General features: G+C 52.3%; 10 protein-coding genes and 3 tRNA genes. 6 read left to right on the top strand and 7 right to left on the bottom strand.

The features are described from left to right. The first annotated feature begins 29 nt into the window (after window positions 1-29). Window positions 30-1,292, top strand: coding sequence for a sialidase family protein (locus tag H7U12_RS21265; RefSeq protein ID WP_186641937.1), 1,263 nt, complete (start codon window positions 30-32; stop codon window positions 1,290-1,292). A 277-nt stretch (window positions 1,293-1,569) separates the two neighbouring features. Here the strand turns inward: H7U12_RS21265 and H7U12_RS21260 are convergent, their stop codons facing one another. The 7 genes from H7U12_RS21260 to H7U12_RS21230 all read right to left on the bottom strand — a co-directional run bounded on the left by H7U12_RS21260 (window position 1,570) and on the right by H7U12_RS21230 (window position 9,345). Continuing rightward, the gene (locus tag H7U12_RS21260; RefSeq protein ID WP_186641936.1) at window positions 1,570-2,673 is read right to left on the bottom strand and encodes a phytase; all 1,104 of its coding nucleotides are present in this window, start codon (window positions 2,671-2,673) and stop codon (window positions 1,570-1,572) included. A 53-nt stretch (window positions 2,674-2,726) separates the two neighbouring features. Beyond that, on the bottom strand, window positions 2,727-3,761 hold the full coding sequence (locus H7U12_RS21255) for a hypothetical protein (RefSeq protein ID WP_186641935.1): 1,035 nt from the start codon (window positions 3,759-3,761) through the stop codon (window positions 2,727-2,729). A gap of 37 nt (window positions 3,762-3,798) precedes the next feature. Further along, on the bottom strand, window positions 3,799-6,513 hold the full coding sequence (locus H7U12_RS21250; RefSeq protein WP_186641934.1) for a TonB-dependent receptor: 2,715 nt from the start codon (window positions 6,511-6,513) through the stop codon (window positions 3,799-3,801). 282 nt (window positions 6,514-6,795) lie between these two features. Beyond that, a complete protein-coding gene (locus H7U12_RS21245) occupies window positions 6,796-8,427 on the bottom strand; it encodes a tetratricopeptide repeat protein (RefSeq protein ID WP_186641933.1) in 1,632 nt (543 codons plus the stop codon). 506 nt (window positions 8,428-8,933) lie between these two features. Next, a tRNA-Arg gene (locus H7U12_RS21240) sits at window positions 8,934-9,007 on the bottom strand. Between the two features lie 65 nt (window positions 9,008-9,072). Beyond that, window positions 9,073-9,146, bottom strand: a tRNA-Pro gene (locus tag H7U12_RS21235). Window positions 9,147-9,257: 111 nt separating this feature from the next. Beyond that, window positions 9,258-9,345 (bottom strand) — tRNA-Ser (locus H7U12_RS21230). A gap of 281 nt (window positions 9,346-9,626) precedes the next feature. Here H7U12_RS21230 and H7U12_RS21225 point away from each other — a divergent pair. From H7U12_RS21225 to bioB, 5 genes are all read left to right on the top strand, one after another. After that, window positions 9,627-10,595 (top strand): VWA domain-containing protein, encoded by a 969-nt coding sequence (locus H7U12_RS21225; RefSeq protein WP_186641932.1) that lies wholly within the window; start codon window positions 9,627-9,629, stop codon window positions 10,593-10,595. Further along, on the top strand, window positions 10,592-11,503 hold the full coding sequence (locus tag H7U12_RS21220; protein ID WP_186641931.1) for a tetratricopeptide repeat protein: 912 nt from the start codon (window positions 10,592-10,594) through the stop codon (window positions 11,501-11,503). The genes H7U12_RS21225 and H7U12_RS21220 overlap by 4 nt, the downstream gene beginning before the upstream one ends. A 521-nt stretch (window positions 11,504-12,024) precedes the next feature. Then, a complete protein-coding gene (locus H7U12_RS21215) occupies window positions 12,025-13,227 on the top strand; it encodes an acetyl-CoA C-acyltransferase (protein ID WP_186641930.1) in 1,203 nt (400 codons plus the stop codon). A 71-nt stretch (window positions 13,228-13,298) separates the two neighbouring features. Beyond that, window positions 13,299-14,624, top strand: coding sequence for a toxin-antitoxin system YwqK family antitoxin (locus H7U12_RS21210; protein WP_186641929.1), 1,326 nt, complete (start codon window positions 13,299-13,301; stop codon window positions 14,622-14,624). Between the two features lie 808 nt (window positions 14,625-15,432). Then, on the top strand, window positions 15,433-16,470 hold the full coding sequence (gene bioB, locus H7U12_RS21205) for a biotin synthase BioB (RefSeq protein ID WP_186641928.1): 1,038 nt from the start codon (window positions 15,433-15,435) through the stop codon (window positions 16,468-16,470). The last annotated feature ends 4 nt before the right edge of the window (window positions 16,471-16,474 follow it).

The raw sequence follows: 16,474 nt of genomic DNA, 5'->3' as shown, positions 1-16,474 counted from the left end.
CCGAGGCAATCGGCTTTAATCTATATCTGATGAAACTTCGAATCTATACTTCTTTCTATTATCTAATACTAATCGCCTGTCTGGACGGTTGCCAGCCGAAGGCAGCTGAAAAAGGAGCCGCATCCCAGGTCTCCTCGCCGGGTCTGCGCGCTTCCGGCCCGTTTTTAACAAAAGACGAGAAAGGGAACCCGGTTCTTTGCTGGGTTCAGGCGCAGGACACCGCCGGTGAAAACCACCTGTTGATGTTCGCCCGTTCCAAGGACGGTGGTCAGACCTTTGGCGCGGCCCAGGCCGTTCCTACATCAAGGGGAGTTCAGCCGCATGACGAGAACCTCTCCAAACTTCTGTTCAAGAAGAACGGAGACATGCTGGCCATGTTTGCGGTGCCCAATCCAAACCCAGAGAACAGCTATTCCGGGTTGGTGTTCTACACGCAGTCTTTTGATCAGGGAAAAAAGTGGACCAAACCCAGGCAAATCGCCCAGGACACCATCAACAGCATTGACGAACGGTACTTTGACATTGCTTTGCTGCCCAATGGTGAGGTAGCGGCCATTTGGCTGGACTCCCGGAAAAACACGCCCCAAGAGGGATCTTCCCTCTACTTCTCCACTACCCAGGGCCGGCAGGGCTTTACCACGGAAAAAGCCATCGACCGACAGCTGTGCCAATGCTGCCGCACCGATCTGTTCGTGGATTCACAGGGACGTCTGCACGCCGCCTACCGAGCCATCCTCCAAGACACCATCAGGGACATGGTGCACCTGGTATCCGCTGACAACGGCCTGTCCTTCTCCCCCCGCGAGCGGATCAGCGCCGACAACTGGGTGATTAATGGTTGCCCTCATACCGGCCCCACCATGGCTTCAGGGCAGGGTAGCGTGCATTTCGCCTGGTTTACCATGGGCGGAGGCAGCGGCGTTTACTATACCCAGAAACTGGAGGGCAAACCTTTCGGGCTACGCCAGACCGTCAGCCAGCAGCCTATGGCAAAGCACCCACAGATGACCTCTCTCAGCAACGGAAAGATCGCCATTGTATGGGATGAGCGAGCAGACAATACCAGTGAGCCGAGGTCCTGGATCGGTTTCCAGGTACGGAACGCCGATGGCGCTGTTCAGTCACATGCCCACCTAACTTCTAATACCATCAGTGCCACGCACCCGGTGATTTTACCGGTTGATAATTCCCAAGTAGTTGTGGCGTATACACAAAGAACAGGTAAGTCAAGTGAAGTGCACTACCAGCTTGTGTCTACAGAAAAAGCAGGTAAAAACGTTGGAAAGCCTTAAGCTGCCAGGATGGAGAAATACAGATATAAGTTAAGGTCTGATTATCCTTCCCAAGAATAACAGAGTGATTTCAAAAAAACTACGTAAGGCAGGGAATAACGGGGAGGTGCAGTGCGCCTCCCCGTTATTCCCTGCCTTAACAAGTTCCTCTTCCGGCGTATCTCCTTTACTGCCTATCACTCTATTCAAAGTTTTAATTAGAGAAGAGCCACTTTTAAGGTGTGATTATAGGTCTATCAATTAAGATTTTTGGCGAAGAAAGATCCTCAGATTGCTACTATTGAATCATCTTTAAGTTCTCACCAGCAATATCTTCCCAGCGGTAGAGATGGAAGGTCTTGTCTGTGCTCATAGCTACAAACAAGCCGTGCTTGAACTTCTTTCCTAGCGGTACGGCTACTGTCTCAGAGCCGTCACTGTTGATGGCAGACACGTTCACGCTTTTAATAAAGCGGTGTTCATACGGGTTAGAGGAGGTGCCTTCGCGGGTGAACACCATGAACCGATTGGCCTCCTGGTCAGACACCAGAATGTAGCCAGTGCTGTCAGTTAACGCGTAGATGGAGATTCCTTCGTGGTCGCGGGTAAAGTCTTTCGTGGCGAACAAGGACAGCTGTTTGTTGCCCTTCTCCGGATCTGCAAAGTATTGGCGTACGCCCATTCCTTCGTCTGAATAATAGACGTACCCCAGAGCATCATCTACCGCAATGGCTTCAATCTCTTTTATGCCACTGTACTCTCCAAATTTCCGTACCAGAGTAGCTTTCACGTGGCCGGTCCCGTCATCTTCCAGCAGGTACTGCCAAAGATACGTACCATCCTGCGGACCAACTTTGCGGCCTACAATGGCATAGACTCTCCCGGCTTTGTTCTTGTACAGAGATACCCCCATCAGGTCACGGTAGCCTTCTGCGGTTTCTCCCGCAAACATCTCCAGACCGCCTTTGTCAATGGGCTTCATGTCGGGCACGGAGAAGATGCGCAGTTTGTGGGTCATCCGCTCAGTGGCGACGGCAATATCCGTGGGTTTTCCGTTTAGCAGGAGGCCGTATTCCACATCCACGTTGTTGGGGCGTTGCAGATTCTTGACGGTTTTTTCCGGGATAATCCTGCCCTCCAGGTCAAAGACATACAAGCCGCCCTGGGCATCTTTATCAGTGCCAATGATGAGGCTCTTTGCTGGATTCTTCGGGTTTACCCAGATGGCAGGATCATCAGAGTCAAACCGGACTGTATCCGTGATCACCGCCGCCTGCACCACTTTGCCGGCTGTGGTGTTTTGTTCTACTGGTGGCGTACTGATGGTTTCTGCTTTGGGCGCGGAGCAGGCAGCTAAGAGGAAAACTAAGCTAGCCTCTTTCAAATAGGATGATGTGAACATTTTAGTAGATTGAAATTGAGGTCTGCAGGCGGTAAGCCTGAACGGACCGAGTGTCATTTTTTGAGGTGCAGGGTGATGGTACTGGTTTGGGCGTCATCATACGCGCCTTTGAGGGTAAGCGTGAGGCGCTTGCCTTGCACCTGGAAGGAACCGGCATAGGTGAAATCAACCTCAGAACCGTCTGCCTGCTCTATGCTTTCGGCAAACTCCAGGTCACCTTCCAGCTTATCATCATCCATTTCTTCAAACTCGGCCTCTAGTTCAATCACCTTGTTTTCTTCCTCTACTTCGCCGCACTCTTCTACCCTTTCGGTTTCTTTCAGCTTTACTTCCGCTTTCCACTCGCCGTACTCAAAGGAGATCGTGATTTCATCCACGTCATCGGCTTGCAGATTTTGGATGCCTTCATTGATGAGCCCGAACAGTTTTTTGAAGTTCTGGAACTCGGTAGCATCCTCTACATCAAGTTCCCATTCGCCATAAATGCCTTCATCATCCAGTACCTTGTATTCAAACACATTGGTCGTATTCACCGCCACGTTCTCGCCGTTGGCATTGAGTCCGATGAGCTTTAGTACCAACCCTCTGCTTTCAGAATTGAAAACGTCATCGTCAAAGAGATCCTCATCGGTTTCAAACTCTAATTCAATCTCTTCTACTCCGGCCGGGAAGCGTACCGAACCAACGCCTGTGGCGGGGTCAAAGGTGAGATTGAGGTCAATGTTCTGGTCTTCTGAGGTGGTACAGTCATCTATCTCGTAGAAGGCCGTCCAGTCTTTGAGGTAATCAGACAGCTTGCTGAAGCCTTTGGTATCGGTGACCTGAAATTGGACGGTTACATCTTTTTCCAGCGGTACTACCTTGCCGCCCAGTTCTTCGCCCGCGGGATCTACCCGGTCGCCCAGGGTGATCTTGAAGCTGAACTTGTCTTCGTCTTCCAGGTCTCCGTCGCCCTCATCAGAGAGCAGGATCACCTGCGGATACGCCAGGCCCATCAGCGGCGTCACCACGTTATCGTCTTTGTCATCACACCCCGACAGGGTGCAGAGGAACGCCCCGGCGAGCGCCCAGAATTGTATGTTTTTCATGTGTTTTTCGGATTTTAAGTAAAAAACAGCGCTAGGTTTACAGATCGAACTTCACGCCTATGCGGCTCCACCAGGAGTAAAACTCGCGCTGGATGAGCTGGTTCTTGTGGCCCATGTAGCGCTCGAACGGCTGGTTGGTGAGGTTCATGAACTCGGTGAATACCCGGAAGCGGGAATTCACGGCATAGCTGGCGCTGAAGTCTAACTGCGCGCGGTTCTTCACATAAATGTCTTCTTCGGCCACGCCGCCAATCTCGCTCAGGTATTCCCCGTTGAAGTTCATAGACGTACGGGCGGTGAATTTCTGGCCCTCGTAGCTCAGGGAGATGTTCCCTACGTTCTTAGCCTGACCCGGCAAACGCAGGCTTTCTGTGGCATTGGGGTTGCTGCTACTGGCCGAGCGGCTCTGAATCTTCGCGTCTGAGTGGGTGTAGGTGTAGTTGGTGTACAAGCTGAAGTTACGCAGGAAGCCGGGCAGGAAAGTAAGGTTGCCCTGGTAGGCTATCTCAAAACCGGTCAAGTTGGCCTGGTTCCCGTTCTGCGACTGCGCAATATTTATTCTGTCTATGATGGGCTCACCAACCAACGGGTACGGACTGGCGAAGATCATTTTGCGGTAGATGAAGTCATCCAACTTTTTGTAGAAGAACCCACCAGACAGCACCCCTACGGTCCCGAAGTAGCGCTCGGCCAGTACGTCTAGGTTAAAGGCGCTCACGGGCTTCAGGTTGGCGTTTCCCACCGTCGCTTGGTTATCTTCGCGGTTGATTTCCTGCGAGGGAATCAGTTCACTAAAGTTAGGGCGAGCGTAGCTGTAAGTGGCGGCGGCCCGCAGGTTGGTGAATTTGTTCAGCTCGTATTTCAGGTGCAGTTGCGGCAAGAAGAAGTCATAGCTAGACTCACCTTCTATCGGCCGGATGGCCTCCAGATCACCGGCGGCGTTGATGAGGACATCTTTTGAAGCGTAGTTTACGTTGGTCTTCTCATACCGCAGACCCGCCAGAACCATCAAAGGTCCTATCTGTTGGCGCACCATTCCGTAACCGGCGTATACATTTTCTTCGGCTTCAAAAGCTTCCAAGGCCTCATCGATGTTCTTGTCTTCTACGTTCAGCTCAAACTGCGCCGGGTTCGCGTTGAAGTAGTTGATAAAGCTGGTCACATCAAGTGGGTTGCCCATGCTGTAACGGCCGCCCAGGAAAGAGTCTTTCACCGAAGAACCGGCAAAGGCATCTAGCGTAGGCACGCCACCTCTGCCCTCATATTTGTTGGCGGTGATGGCATAGCTCTTCCGCTTGCGGCGCATCTTGCCGCCAAATTTGATTAGACCGCTGTTGTCGCCCAGTTTGTACGGAATGCCCAGGTCTACCTTGGCGGTGATGTTACGGTCTTTGGCCAGGGTGTGCCCGAACTCCGCTTCGTCCAGTTCGTACTGGGTGTTGTCTGAGAAATCTTCGGCGTCTACTTGCGGGTATTTAGGTGTTGGAAAGCTGAAGGTGGCGGGCATCCCGGCGATAAAGCCTACCTCGTTGTCATACGGCGTGTCCTGCTCCCCGTAAGAATACTGCGCCTCATAGTTCAGGAAGAAGCGGCTGAAGGTGTGCTTCGCGCCCGCGTTCACGGAGAGAATGGACTGCTCTTCAAAACGGTCTTTGGTGAGTTTCTCTATTTCCTCATCTTCGGGCGCAAACACGTAGCGGCGGCGCCATTCCCGGTCCGTAAAACGGGAGTACAAGCCGCGCACGTACACTTCATGGTTGGGATTAAACTTGTAATCCAGGGTGCTGCTCAAGCCAGTTCGGGTACGGGTAAGCGCATAATTGCGTAGTTCCAGTTCGTTGTCTTGCGGGGCATATTCCCAGTTATCGGAGCCCAGCTTGTTCTGGTAGTAATTGCCGTTTATCAGGAAGCCCAGTTTCTCATTGGCTCCAAAACGCTGCCCGAACTGCAACTGCCCGTTCACGTTGGGCTTTTCCATGAGGTTGTTGTAACCACCCGCCAGTAAGCCCGAGATTTGCGGACGTCCGCTTTGGGCGGTGCGCGTAATCAGGTTCACAGAACCCCCAATCGCGTCTCCGTCCATGTCGGGCGTGAGGGACTTGGAGATTTCCATAGAAGCCAGCTGGTCTGAGGGGATGGCATCCAGCGCCACGAAGCGCACATCGGCTTCTGGCGAGGGAATCTGCTCGCCGTTCACGTTGATGTTGGTGAACTGCGGCGCCAGCCCTCTTACCAGCACGTAACGGCCTTCGCCCTGGTCGCGCTCAATGTTGACACCCGGCACGCGCTGCAAAGCTTCGGCGGCGTTTGGGTCCGGGAAACGACCGATCTGGTCAGCGGCTACGATGTTCTTGATGTTATCGGCGTTCTTCTGCTGGTTCAAGGCCCGGGCCTGGCCCTGCAATGCCCCCGTTACCACTACATCGCTCAAGTGGTTAGAGCTGCTTCTTAACCTGAATTGTAGCACAGTCGTTTCACCGGCGGCCACGCTCACGGCAAAGGTAGTGTCCTGGTAGCCCAGGTAGTGTACTTTTAATGTGTAGCTGCCCGGAGTCGCATATAGCCGGAACTCCCCGTTTAGCCCGGTAGACACCCCGTTGCTGGTACCCGCCAGTTCTACGGCGGCACCCGCCAGCGGCTCCTGGTTTACGGCATCCGTAATCTTGCCTCTTAAAATAGCTTGCTGCGCTTGGGCTGCTCCTGAAAGCCCTATGACCAGAAAGCAAAAGCTGAGTAAAAGTTTATACCTCATAGCGTTGGTTGATTGACGCTGTAAAGGTGATGCGCTCAACCGCGTAGAATCAATTTAGGAGCGTATACAAAATGTGAACAGGCACTTGAGCAGCGTAAACAAGAAGGCAACAACGGTAACAGGTTAATATCAACTCACTGAAGATCAACTTATAACACCCATTTCAAACAGCCATTATGTTATTGTTATGCCCCTGTTACCGGAGCATTAGGAGGTTTTGCTATTCCCGTTTTAGGGCAGATTTCTGAAAAAGAGGCTTAAAACGGACTTTGCCTTTTAAACTTATAAGACCAACTCCTCCTTAACATATCGGGCGGGGATTTCCTGTAAGCCCTGAATAAACGCCACCAGGTTTTCGCCCTGGGGCAGGTTCAGTTTCTTGCGGAGTCGGTATCGGGATACCCGCAGGCTGTCCAGGGAAATGTTCAAAAGGGTGGAGATTTCAGTAGAAGTGAGGTTCATTTTCAGCAGGGCCACGAGCCGGAGGTCAGCGGCGGTCAAATCTGGGCAACGCTGTTTCAGGTTCTGGAAGAAAGACTCATGCACCTGCTCAAAGATTCCTCGGAAGTCTTCCCAGTATTTGTCCTGGCTGAAGTTCTGCTGAATGAGCGACAGCAATTGCTTGAGCTGCTTTTTCTGGTCACGCTTGTCTTCCTTCACCAGTTCCTGCAACCGGTTCCGTAGCTGTTCCAGCAGTTGGCTTTTCTGTATCACGTGTAAGGTGTGGCTGGAGAGTTCCTTGCCTTTCGTTTCCAGCTCAGTTTTCAGAAATTGCTCCTGAAGCAGCTTGTTCTTCAGCTCCGTTCCCATCAGCTCTTTCTGCGTCTGGTACATTTGCTCGTTCTGCTCCCGCAGAGCCTGCTCGTTTCTCAGCTTGAGCTTCTGCCTGCTGAGGGCCACCGCTCCCAGGGAGAACAGCAGCACCAGGATGATGCCTGCTCCTATGCTCAGCAACACGTTCCTCTGGCGGGCATTCTGCAGCTGCGCGATGGCGTTGTTCTTCTTCTCTATCTCATAAAGGGTACTGAGCAGCGCGGCTTGTTTGTTGTTCTCTTCTGAGTAGATCTTCAGCAAGGCATCCCGGTTTTCCTCCATGTAAATGAAAGCACTGTCATTCTGTTGCAGGGAGTGGTAGGCTTTGGCCAGATCACGGTAGCCGCTACTCAGTTGGTACAGTTCACCCAGCTTTTTCGCCAGCCGTACCGCCTGCCAAGAGTAAGCCAAGCCCCTTCGGTATTCTCCGGTTTTCCGTAACACATCGCCTATGTTATTGAGCACTTCCAATTGGGCGAGTTGGTCGTTCTGTCGCTGATTGATGGAAAGCGATTGCCGGAAGTAGTACTGGGCTGAGTCGTACTGGATCAAATCCTCGAAGATGCTGCCCAGGTTCTCGTAAATCTTGGCGATGCCTCCGCTGTCCTGAATCTGCTTGTACAGCCCCAATGCTAGCCGTTGGTAATGAAAAGCGCTATCATGTACCTGGCGCTTTTCATAGAAGTGCCCAAGGTTGCCATAGGTGAAGGCGGTCCCTTTTTGGTCTCGGGTCTTCCGGAAAATGCCTAGGGCTTCTCGATGTTCTTTCAGCGCTACCTCATCTTGCTTGTTGTAGTAGTGCAAAGTGCCCATCTCATTGAGATTATGGGCTAGTAGATCCGGTAATTGCTCCTCTCTGAAGATCTTGTCGGCTTGCAGATGATGGTCCAGAGCCTGGGAGTAACGGCCCTGGTGGTAAAAGATCTGCCCCATCTGCTGCAAGCACAAACCTTCCTTTTCTCTGTCTTTCTGCTGAACTGCCTCCTGCAGTACGTTTCTGAGAAGCCTGAAAGCGGAGTCTGGATGATGTTGGGCCAACCACTTTGCCTGCTCTAACCTAGAGGCAGATGCCTGCGCCCCTACAGATGAACTCAGTAACATGAGGTTGCTGAAGAAAACAGCTGCTTTTACAACAATTCTCTTAGCTGAAGGTGAAAAAAGAATACGGAGGAAGCTTATGAATAGCGGTTGCATGGATCTGCCTTTAACCTAACATATTCACAAAGAAGGCAATTGATTGTTACCTGAATATTATCATCTGTTGTCAGAAAGCAGTGGATTGGTAAATCGTGCTCCAGACACGAGGTACTTTGTTCACTAATGACTACACGGCATTAATGTATTCTAGGCGGGAGTAAAGGAACCGTTAATGGAAGAGTATTTACGTGGGCCCACTTGGAATCGAACCAAGCACCTACTGAGTATCAGTTAGGTAGCTAAACAAACAGGTAAAGAAATTAAGGGGACGGTATTGGGGACGGAATTTCACCCTATTTGAACCTGCTGTAAATTGGGCCGATAGTGGGTAGAAACTGCGATTATGAGTTGTATAGGCATGAAAAAGCCCCTAGAAACCGAAGTCATCTAGGGGCTATCCCGGTGTACTGTGATCCCGTTTGGATTCGAACCAAAGACCTACTGCTTAGAAGGCAGTTGCTCTATCCAGCTGAGCTACGAGACCATCGAAACAAAAATGAGTAATGGAGAATGTCTTTGTAGTCATCCAACATTACTCATCTTTTTTCGTCGGGGTGGCAGGATTCGAACCTACGACCTCCACATCCCAAATGTGGCGCGATACCGGGCTACGCTACACCCCGAGTCCTGCAATTACAAAGTTACCAACTTCTCAAACTTTCGTTCTCCGTAATCGCGGTGCAAAGATATTAAATGAAGTTTTCTTTTCAAAATTTATTTTCAAAAAAACTTCGCGGAGAGAGGGGGATTCGAACCCCCGGTACCCTTTAGAGGTACGGCAGTTTAGCAAACTGCTGGTTTCAGCCACTCACCCATCTCTCCGGGCATCCCTTTCTGTTGAAGAGTGTGCAAATATAGCCGAACTAAAATGAGATTACCAAAGCTGCGGGTAAAAAAATTTCCCCGCCTAAGCCTCCAATCGCACCATTTGCTTCTATGACAACAGCTTAGGCACGCAATTATTTTTGAAATTTAATTTACCTCCTCGCGTTTTAAAGCCAGGCAACCACTTTTTCACTCCCTCCTCGCGTGAAAGGGCCACCACTACATTAAGTACTTTCTTTATAACTTGCCGCGGCATTCAATGCTTTTTACGTTCCCGCATGACCTGGTACCTGCCCTTTACGTCCATTGAGTTTTTTTTCTTCCTCCTGTTTGGGGTGCTCTATGGCGGCTATCTGTTCAGGATAAAACGTCTGGCGCAGCAGTTTTCCCAGCGAGCGAACGCCATCTGGATCAAAGCCATCGTGCGGAGTACATACATGGGCCTGCTGGTGGTCGCCTTATTGGGCCCTTCCTTCGGGGCGATGACGAAAGAGATTCGCACCAACGGCAAAGATGTATACGTGGCGGTTGATCTGTCCCAGTCCATGAAAGCCCAGGACGTGCCCCCCTCCCGCTTAGAGAAAGTGAAGCTGGAGCTCCAGGAATTCATCCGGAACTCCAACGCCGACCGGGTAGGATTGATCGGGTTCTCATCAGAAGCGTTTGTGGTAAGTCCGCTCACCTATGACCAAAGTGCGTTAGAACTCTTTGTACAGTCTTTGAAAACCACGTTGGCGCCACCGGAAGCGGCCCAACTGGGGCCGGTGCTGGAACTGGCGCAGCAGAAATTCAAGGAAACCGAGACCAGCCGCGAACTGGAACGCTCCAAAATACTGGTGATCTTCTCTGACGGCGAAACCTTCGGCGAAAACGTGCAGGGAGCAGTGAACGCGCTGCTGAACCAGGGCGTGCGGGTGTACAGCGTGGGCATCGGGACGTACACCGGAGGTAGGATTCCCGAAGGCCGCAGTTATAAGAAAGACAGCAAAGGCGAAGTTGTGGTGACCAAACTGGAGGCCGATGCCTTGAAAGAGATCGCGCAGCGCACCAAAGGCAACTACTTTGAGATAAACCAGCAGATCAGTGAGACGCCCCGCCTGCTGAGCGCGGTGAACTCAGTAAAGAGTGAATTGCGCCAAACCAAAGTGGTGGAAGTGGCCGCTAACAAATACCTGTACCCGCTGCTGGCCGCCCTCCTGCTCATTGCCTTAGATGTGTTATGGACCATACAAGTGCTTAAAATATGAGATACTGGTGGTTTTTGCTTTTACTCGCCTCCTCCCCGCTGGAGAGTCTCCAGCGCATTGCGCTCCGGAACCAATATACCCAGCAGGCCGAGGAAGCCTATAAACGGAAAGAATACCAGCAATCGGCGGCGCTGTATGAAAAAGTCCGCCAAACTGAAGGCGGCAAACCGCATGCCTCAGTGGTGCTGAATCTGGCCCACTCCTACTTCCACCTGCACGAGTATTCCCAGGCCTCGCCTCTGTACCGCTCCTTGCTGAAAACCACTGATCGGGAACTCCTCTCCTCGGTGTCCACGCAGTTAGCGGTGATTGAGGCCGAGGAAGGGAATTTTACCAAAGCCATTGATTTCTGCAAACAGGCCATCAAAGCCGATGAATCGAACCGAGCGGCACGTTACAATTTTGAGTTGCTACAGAAGTACCTGCTGCTGCACCCAGAGAAGCGGCAAAATCAGCGCATACCGCCCAATAAAACCGCGCAGAATGGTCCCGGCGGCTCCAAACAGCCTGAGGCAGGGGGCGGTTCCGCATCGGCGAGCACCAACGGGAACGCTCCCGCTGGCGGCGGCAGTAATGCCAATTCCGGCGGGGAAAATAGCCCTCAGGGAGCACCAGGCACCCAAAACCAGCGGCAGAACTTTGGGAACTCGCCGGGTTCCACTCAGGGACTCAGCAACCAGGGAAGCCAAAACAGCGGCGGAGGCGGCGGAAACAAAGGCAGCAACGTACCTGGTCAGGAGGAAGATGCGCTGCTCCAAACCCGCTACGAACGCCTCCAGAAGTTACAGCTCAGTCCAGAAAAAGCCCGCCAGTTGCTGGACGCCATGCGGCAGGAAGAAGCTCAGTACCTGCAACAGGTACCGCGCAGAAAAACTTCCAAAGCAGACAAAAACGCCCCCGACTGGTAAGTTGCCTCCCGTTTTGGTGCCGTTTTCAGGAAAATGGCGCCAAAACAGTTCAATGCCAGCTATAGTGTCCAATGCAAAAGTTGATAGGTATTCAGGAGTCACAAGGACATTCAGAAGCATCTACGATTGGAGTGTACGAGCAGACGTTCCGGGATACAGCCTCGCCATCAGCTGGAACCAGGAAGAAATTAGGAAAATGACGTACTGCCCTTTGGAGACATCAGTAGCGAAAACCTGTTTATGGGGCATTTTAGCCAAAACACGCTTAAAACAGCTTTGACTGACTTACTGCGGATGGGCCCGCCAGATTGGTAGTAAGATCATAAAGCACTCAGGTAAGGTTCAAAAGAATTTAAGAACCAAAGCCGCCTAACAAGCGTTTGGTTTTTAAATAAACATGCGCTAATTTCAAACCGATAACATAGAAGATACTGTTGATAGGCAGGATGTGGAGAGCTGGATCAGGATTCTATTTTGCCTCATTTTTGGATTTTCATTTAGACCATACGTATTGATATTCAATGGAAAGCACAAGCAGCAATAGCATAAAAGAAGTTTACGTCATCTCGGCGGTTCGTACGCCCATCGGTAGCTTTGGCGGCGCTTTGGCCAGCCTGACCGCGCCGCAACTGGGGGCTATCGCCATCAAAGGCGCGTTGGAGAAAGCCGGGGTGGACAAGAGCCTGGTGCAGGAAGTAATCATGGGCAACGTGCTGTCCGCGAACGTAGGGCAGGCGCCCGCGCGGCAGGCGGCGATCGGGGCCGGATTAGGCTATGAAGTGGAATGTACCACCATCAACAAAGTGTGCGCCTCGGGCTCCAAAGCCATCATGTTCGCCTCGCAGGCCATCATGCTGGGGCACAAAGACATCATCGTGGCGGGCGGTATGGAAAGCATGTCCAACGTGCCCTATTACCTGGACAAAGCCCGTTTCGGGGCGAAGATGGGCCACGGACAGATGATTGACGGTCTGGTGAAAGACGGCCTATGGGATGTCTACAACGACTACCACATGGGCAGCGCCGCCGAAAACACCGCCCGCGAACTGGGCATCACCCGCGAGATGCAGGACGAATACGCCATCAACTCGTACCGCAAATCCGCCGAGGCGGCCAAAGCCGGTTTCCTGAAAGACGAGATCGTGCCCGTGGAGATTCCGCAGCGCGGCAAAGACTCCCTCTTCATCACCGAAGACGAGGAATACAGCAAAGTGAACTTCGAGAAGATTCCGGGTTTACGGCCTGTTTTCGAGAAAGAAGGCACCGTGACGGCCGCCAACGCCTCTACTCTGAATGACGGAGCCGCCGCCCTGTTGCTCATGAGCAGAGAGAAGGCTGAGGAACTGGGCCTCAAACCCATAGCCAAAATCCTGGGTTTCGCCGATGCCGAGCAGGAGCCGAAATGGTTCACCACCACCCCTGCCCTGGCCATTCCCAAGGCCCTGAAAGTGTCGGGCGTGTCTCCGGAAGAAGTAGACTTCTACGAGATCAACGAGGCGTTCTCGGTGGTTTCCCTGGCCAACAACCAGAAGCTGGGCCTGGAAGGCGGCAACGTGAACGTGTACGGCGGCGCGGTTTCCTTGGGTCACCCGCTGGGAGCCTCCGGGGCACGTATTGTCACCACCCTTATCAACGTGCTGCACAAGAACAACGGCAAAATTGGCGTGACCGGCATCTGCAACGGCGGCGGTGGGGCCTCGGCCATTGTGCTGGAGCGCATGTAATCCGTATTGAACTATACTAATTTCAAAAAGCCTTACGTTAGAAGTAAGGCTTTTTTTATTGTTTTGCATCCATGAAAAGGATTCTGTTTCTCTTTGCTTTTTTGTTCCTTTCCCTGGGTTTCCAGTTAAAATCCCAAGCCCAGGTGCGGGTGGTTACCTACCATGACTCCCTGCAATCGGCGGTCAAAGAGGTGTATTACATCAAAGCCGCGGCAGATTCCGTCATGCACGGTTATTACCGCAAGTACTACCCCACCGGACAGCTGGAGGCGCTGGTGAAAGTGGTGGACGGCAAACGCGACAGTCTCTACACCGAGTTTTTTCTGGACGGCAAACCCAAACTGACGGTCCCGTACAAAGAAGGCAAAAAGAACGGCCCTTTTTCGGCGGTCTACGCCAACGGCCATAAGCTGCAGGAAGGTCAGTACGTGAACGATCTGCAGAACGGCCCCTTCAGAAGCAACCATGAAAACGGCCAATTGAAACAGGAAGCCACGTTTGTGGATGGTTTCCCCGAAGGTTCGGTTAAAGAATATTTTCCCTCCGGCAAGTTGAAGTCGGAGATTACCTACGCCCGCAAGGCGCAGAGTGGCGTTTCGCGCACGTTTCACCCAAACGGCGAAAAAGAGTCAGAGGCCAATTACCGCAACGGCATGATTCAGGGCGGCTACAAAACTTTCTATGACAACGGCCAACTGGAAACCGAAACCATCAGCGAAGGCCCCACCAAACCGGCCAAACTGAAAACCTACTACCGCTCAGGCAAACTCATGACCGAGGGCAGCGTTTTGGCGGGCAAGCCCGATGGCCCGTCCGTCTCCTATTATGAAAACGGCCAGCGCCGCAGCACGCTCACCTACAGCAAGGGAATCCGCGTAGGGCTGGCCCAGTCGTTTGATGAGAACGGAAAACTACAACAGGAAATCCGCTACAGCAACAACGAGCGCGACCGCAAGATCACCCGCTTCTACCCTTCCGGCGCCACCGCGGCCCAGGAAGAATTCAAGGACAACAAACGCGTAGGCACCTGGCAGGAATTCCACGAAAACAAAAAGCCCAAAACCACCGAGCCCTACAAGAACGGCAAGATCAACGGCGAACGCCTCACCTACCATGACAACGGCCAAATAGAATCCAAAGCCACGTACCTGAACGGCAAAATCGTGAGCACCTTAATCACCTACTTCCCCTCCGGAAACGTAAAATCTGAGACCCTCTACAAAGACGGCCTTCGGTACGGCACCTTCAAGCAACTCTACGAGAACGGCAAAACCGAAATGGCCGGCACCTTCCGCAACAACCGCGAAACCGGCACCTGGACCTACTTCGACGAGAACGGCAAAGCCACTAAGAAAGTAGAATACCGCAACGGCCAGGTCATCGCTGACAAGAAATAGTAGCTAGTTATCAGTAGTCAGTTTTCAGTTGTCAGTTTTTAGTTATCAGTTACAAGTTATCAGAAGTCTGTGGTAAATAGCTTATTGTCGTTTTCAATGACAAAGGCTGTCAACATTTCTGTTTACAGCCTCATTTCTAAATAACAGGCCCAAAACGAAGAAGCGATTCAGGCAAAGAGCTTTGATTTACGTTAACTTCAGCTTAGCAAGCCCGCTTTCTTTCCTTACAATGGCTACTATTGCTTTCTATGGCGCGGAAGTTACTTCCGCGCCTCTCCATTGCTGTAAGTCACGGAAGTAACTTCCGCGCCATAGAAGGCCAATCTCTTTAGAAGTCTCATCAAATCGCTTTAAAATCTATTTACAATCTAATCGTGTTTCCAGCCTAGTTTCTTAAAAAGAGGCTCAAAACAGATCAAGCAGCTGAGACTTGTAATAGAGCGAGAGCCACGGAAGTAAATCCACGCCATTGAAAGCCATTGCGGCGAGTGAAAGGGAAATTGCTGTTAGCGCGAAAAGTAGACCTCATCCTTCGCTAGAAACCCAATACAGCTGACTCGCAGGACGTCGCAGCGTCCGAAGGTCCTGCGAGCGTCTACGCCAATACCACCTAACCCCGCTTCTAGATCAAAATCGCAAGGATTCCTTCCTGAAAGAAAAGCAATCTACTCGCATCCCTCCTCTTTATGCACCTGATTTTCAGAAAGAGACAAAAAACAGCCTAACAAGGGTTAGCTTCTCACCTAAAAAATTTCTCTCATTGCTTTTTCCAGCGTACTTTAGCCGTCTAAACCAGACTTTTTAGACTATGACGGACGCCCTGAACACCGCCCCACTCCGCACGGATTGGACCATGGATGAAATTCGCGCCATCTATTATAAACCCGTGTTGGAACTCATCGTGGAGGCCAGCCAGGTACACCAACAATTCCAGGCCACCGGCGAAGTGCAGGTCTGCACGCTGCTGAGTGTAAAAACCGGTGGCTGCCCCGAGGACTGCGCCTACTGTCCGCAGGCGGCCCGGTACCACACCGACGTTCCCGTTCACAAACTCCTCAGCAATGACGTGGTGCTGGATGCGGCCCGCCAGGCCAAAGAAGGCGGCTCCACCCGTTTCTGCATGGGTGCCGCCTGGCGCGAGGTGCGCGACAACCGCGACTTTGACCGCGTGCTGGAAATGGTGGAAGGCGTGAACGAGATGGGCCTGGAAGTGTGCTGCACCCTGGGCATGGTGAACGAGTACCAGGCCGAGCGCCTCAAGCAAGCCGGCTTATACGCCTACAACCACAACCTGGACACCTCCGAGGAAAACTACAGCAACATCATCACCACCCGCACCTACGGCGACCGCCTGGGCACCATCGAGAACGTGCGCAAAGCCGGTATCTCGGTATGCAGCGGCGGCATCATTGGCCTGGGCGAGACAGATGACGACCGCATTGCCATGCTGCACGTGCTCAGCAACCTAAAAGAGCACCCTGAAAGCGTGCCGGTGAACGCACTGGTACCAGTTGAAGGAACGCCTTTGGCCGACCAGCCGCGCGTGAGCGTGTGGGAAATGGTGCGCATGATTGCCACCGCCCGTATTCTCATGCCTAAAACCATGGTGCGTTTATCGGCTGGTAGACAAGAAATGCCGGTAAGTGAGCAGGCGCTTTGCTTCTTAGCGGGTGCTAACTCCATCTTCTCCGGTGACAAACTGCTTACCACGCCTAACCCCGGCTTCGCCGATGACAAAGCCATGTTTGAGTTGCTGGGCCTGAACCCGCGCAAATCGTTCAAGGCCGAGACTTCCTGCGGAGGCACCGTTTCTGTTCCCGCCGAAGCAGCTGTTTCCGCTGAATAACCCC

Source organism: Rufibacter sediminis, from assembly GCF_014269285.1.
Classification (GTDB): Bacteria; Bacteroidota; Bacteroidia; order Cytophagales; family Hymenobacteraceae; genus Nibribacter; species Nibribacter sediminis.
This window is presented reverse-complemented; position numbering and strand designations above follow the sequence as displayed.

Excerpts from the sequence above, each read along its gene's own strand:
- H7U12_RS21265 (WP_186641937.1), top strand. The coding sequence starts at position 30 with ATGAAACTTCGAATCTATACTTCTTTCTATTATCTAATACTAATCGCC.
- H7U12_RS21260 (WP_186641936.1), bottom strand. The coding sequence starts at position 2,673 with ATGTTCACATCATCCTATTTGAAAGAGGCTAGCTTAGTTTTCCTCTTA.
- H7U12_RS21255 (WP_186641935.1), bottom strand. The coding sequence starts at position 3,761 with ATGAAAAACATACAATTCTGGGCGCTCGCCGGGGCGTTCCTCTGCACC.
- H7U12_RS21250 (WP_186641934.1), bottom strand. The coding sequence starts at position 6,513 with ATGAGGTATAAACTTTTACTCAGCTTTTGCTTTCTGGTCATAGGGCTT.
- H7U12_RS21245 (WP_186641933.1), bottom strand. The coding sequence starts at position 8,427 with ATGTTACTGAGTTCATCTGTAGGGGCGCAGGCATCTGCCTCTAGGTTA.
- H7U12_RS21225 (WP_186641932.1), top strand. The coding sequence starts at position 9,627 with ATGACCTGGTACCTGCCCTTTACGTCCATTGAGTTTTTTTTCTTCCTC.
- H7U12_RS21220 (WP_186641931.1), top strand. The coding sequence starts at position 10,592 with ATGAGATACTGGTGGTTTTTGCTTTTACTCGCCTCCTCCCCGCTGGAG.
- H7U12_RS21215 (WP_186641930.1), top strand. The coding sequence starts at position 12,025 with ATGGAAAGCACAAGCAGCAATAGCATAAAAGAAGTTTACGTCATCTCG.
- H7U12_RS21210 (WP_186641929.1), top strand. The coding sequence starts at position 13,299 with ATGAAAAGGATTCTGTTTCTCTTTGCTTTTTTGTTCCTTTCCCTGGGT.
- bioB (WP_186641928.1), top strand. The coding sequence starts at position 15,433 with ATGACGGACGCCCTGAACACCGCCCCACTCCGCACGGATTGGACCATG.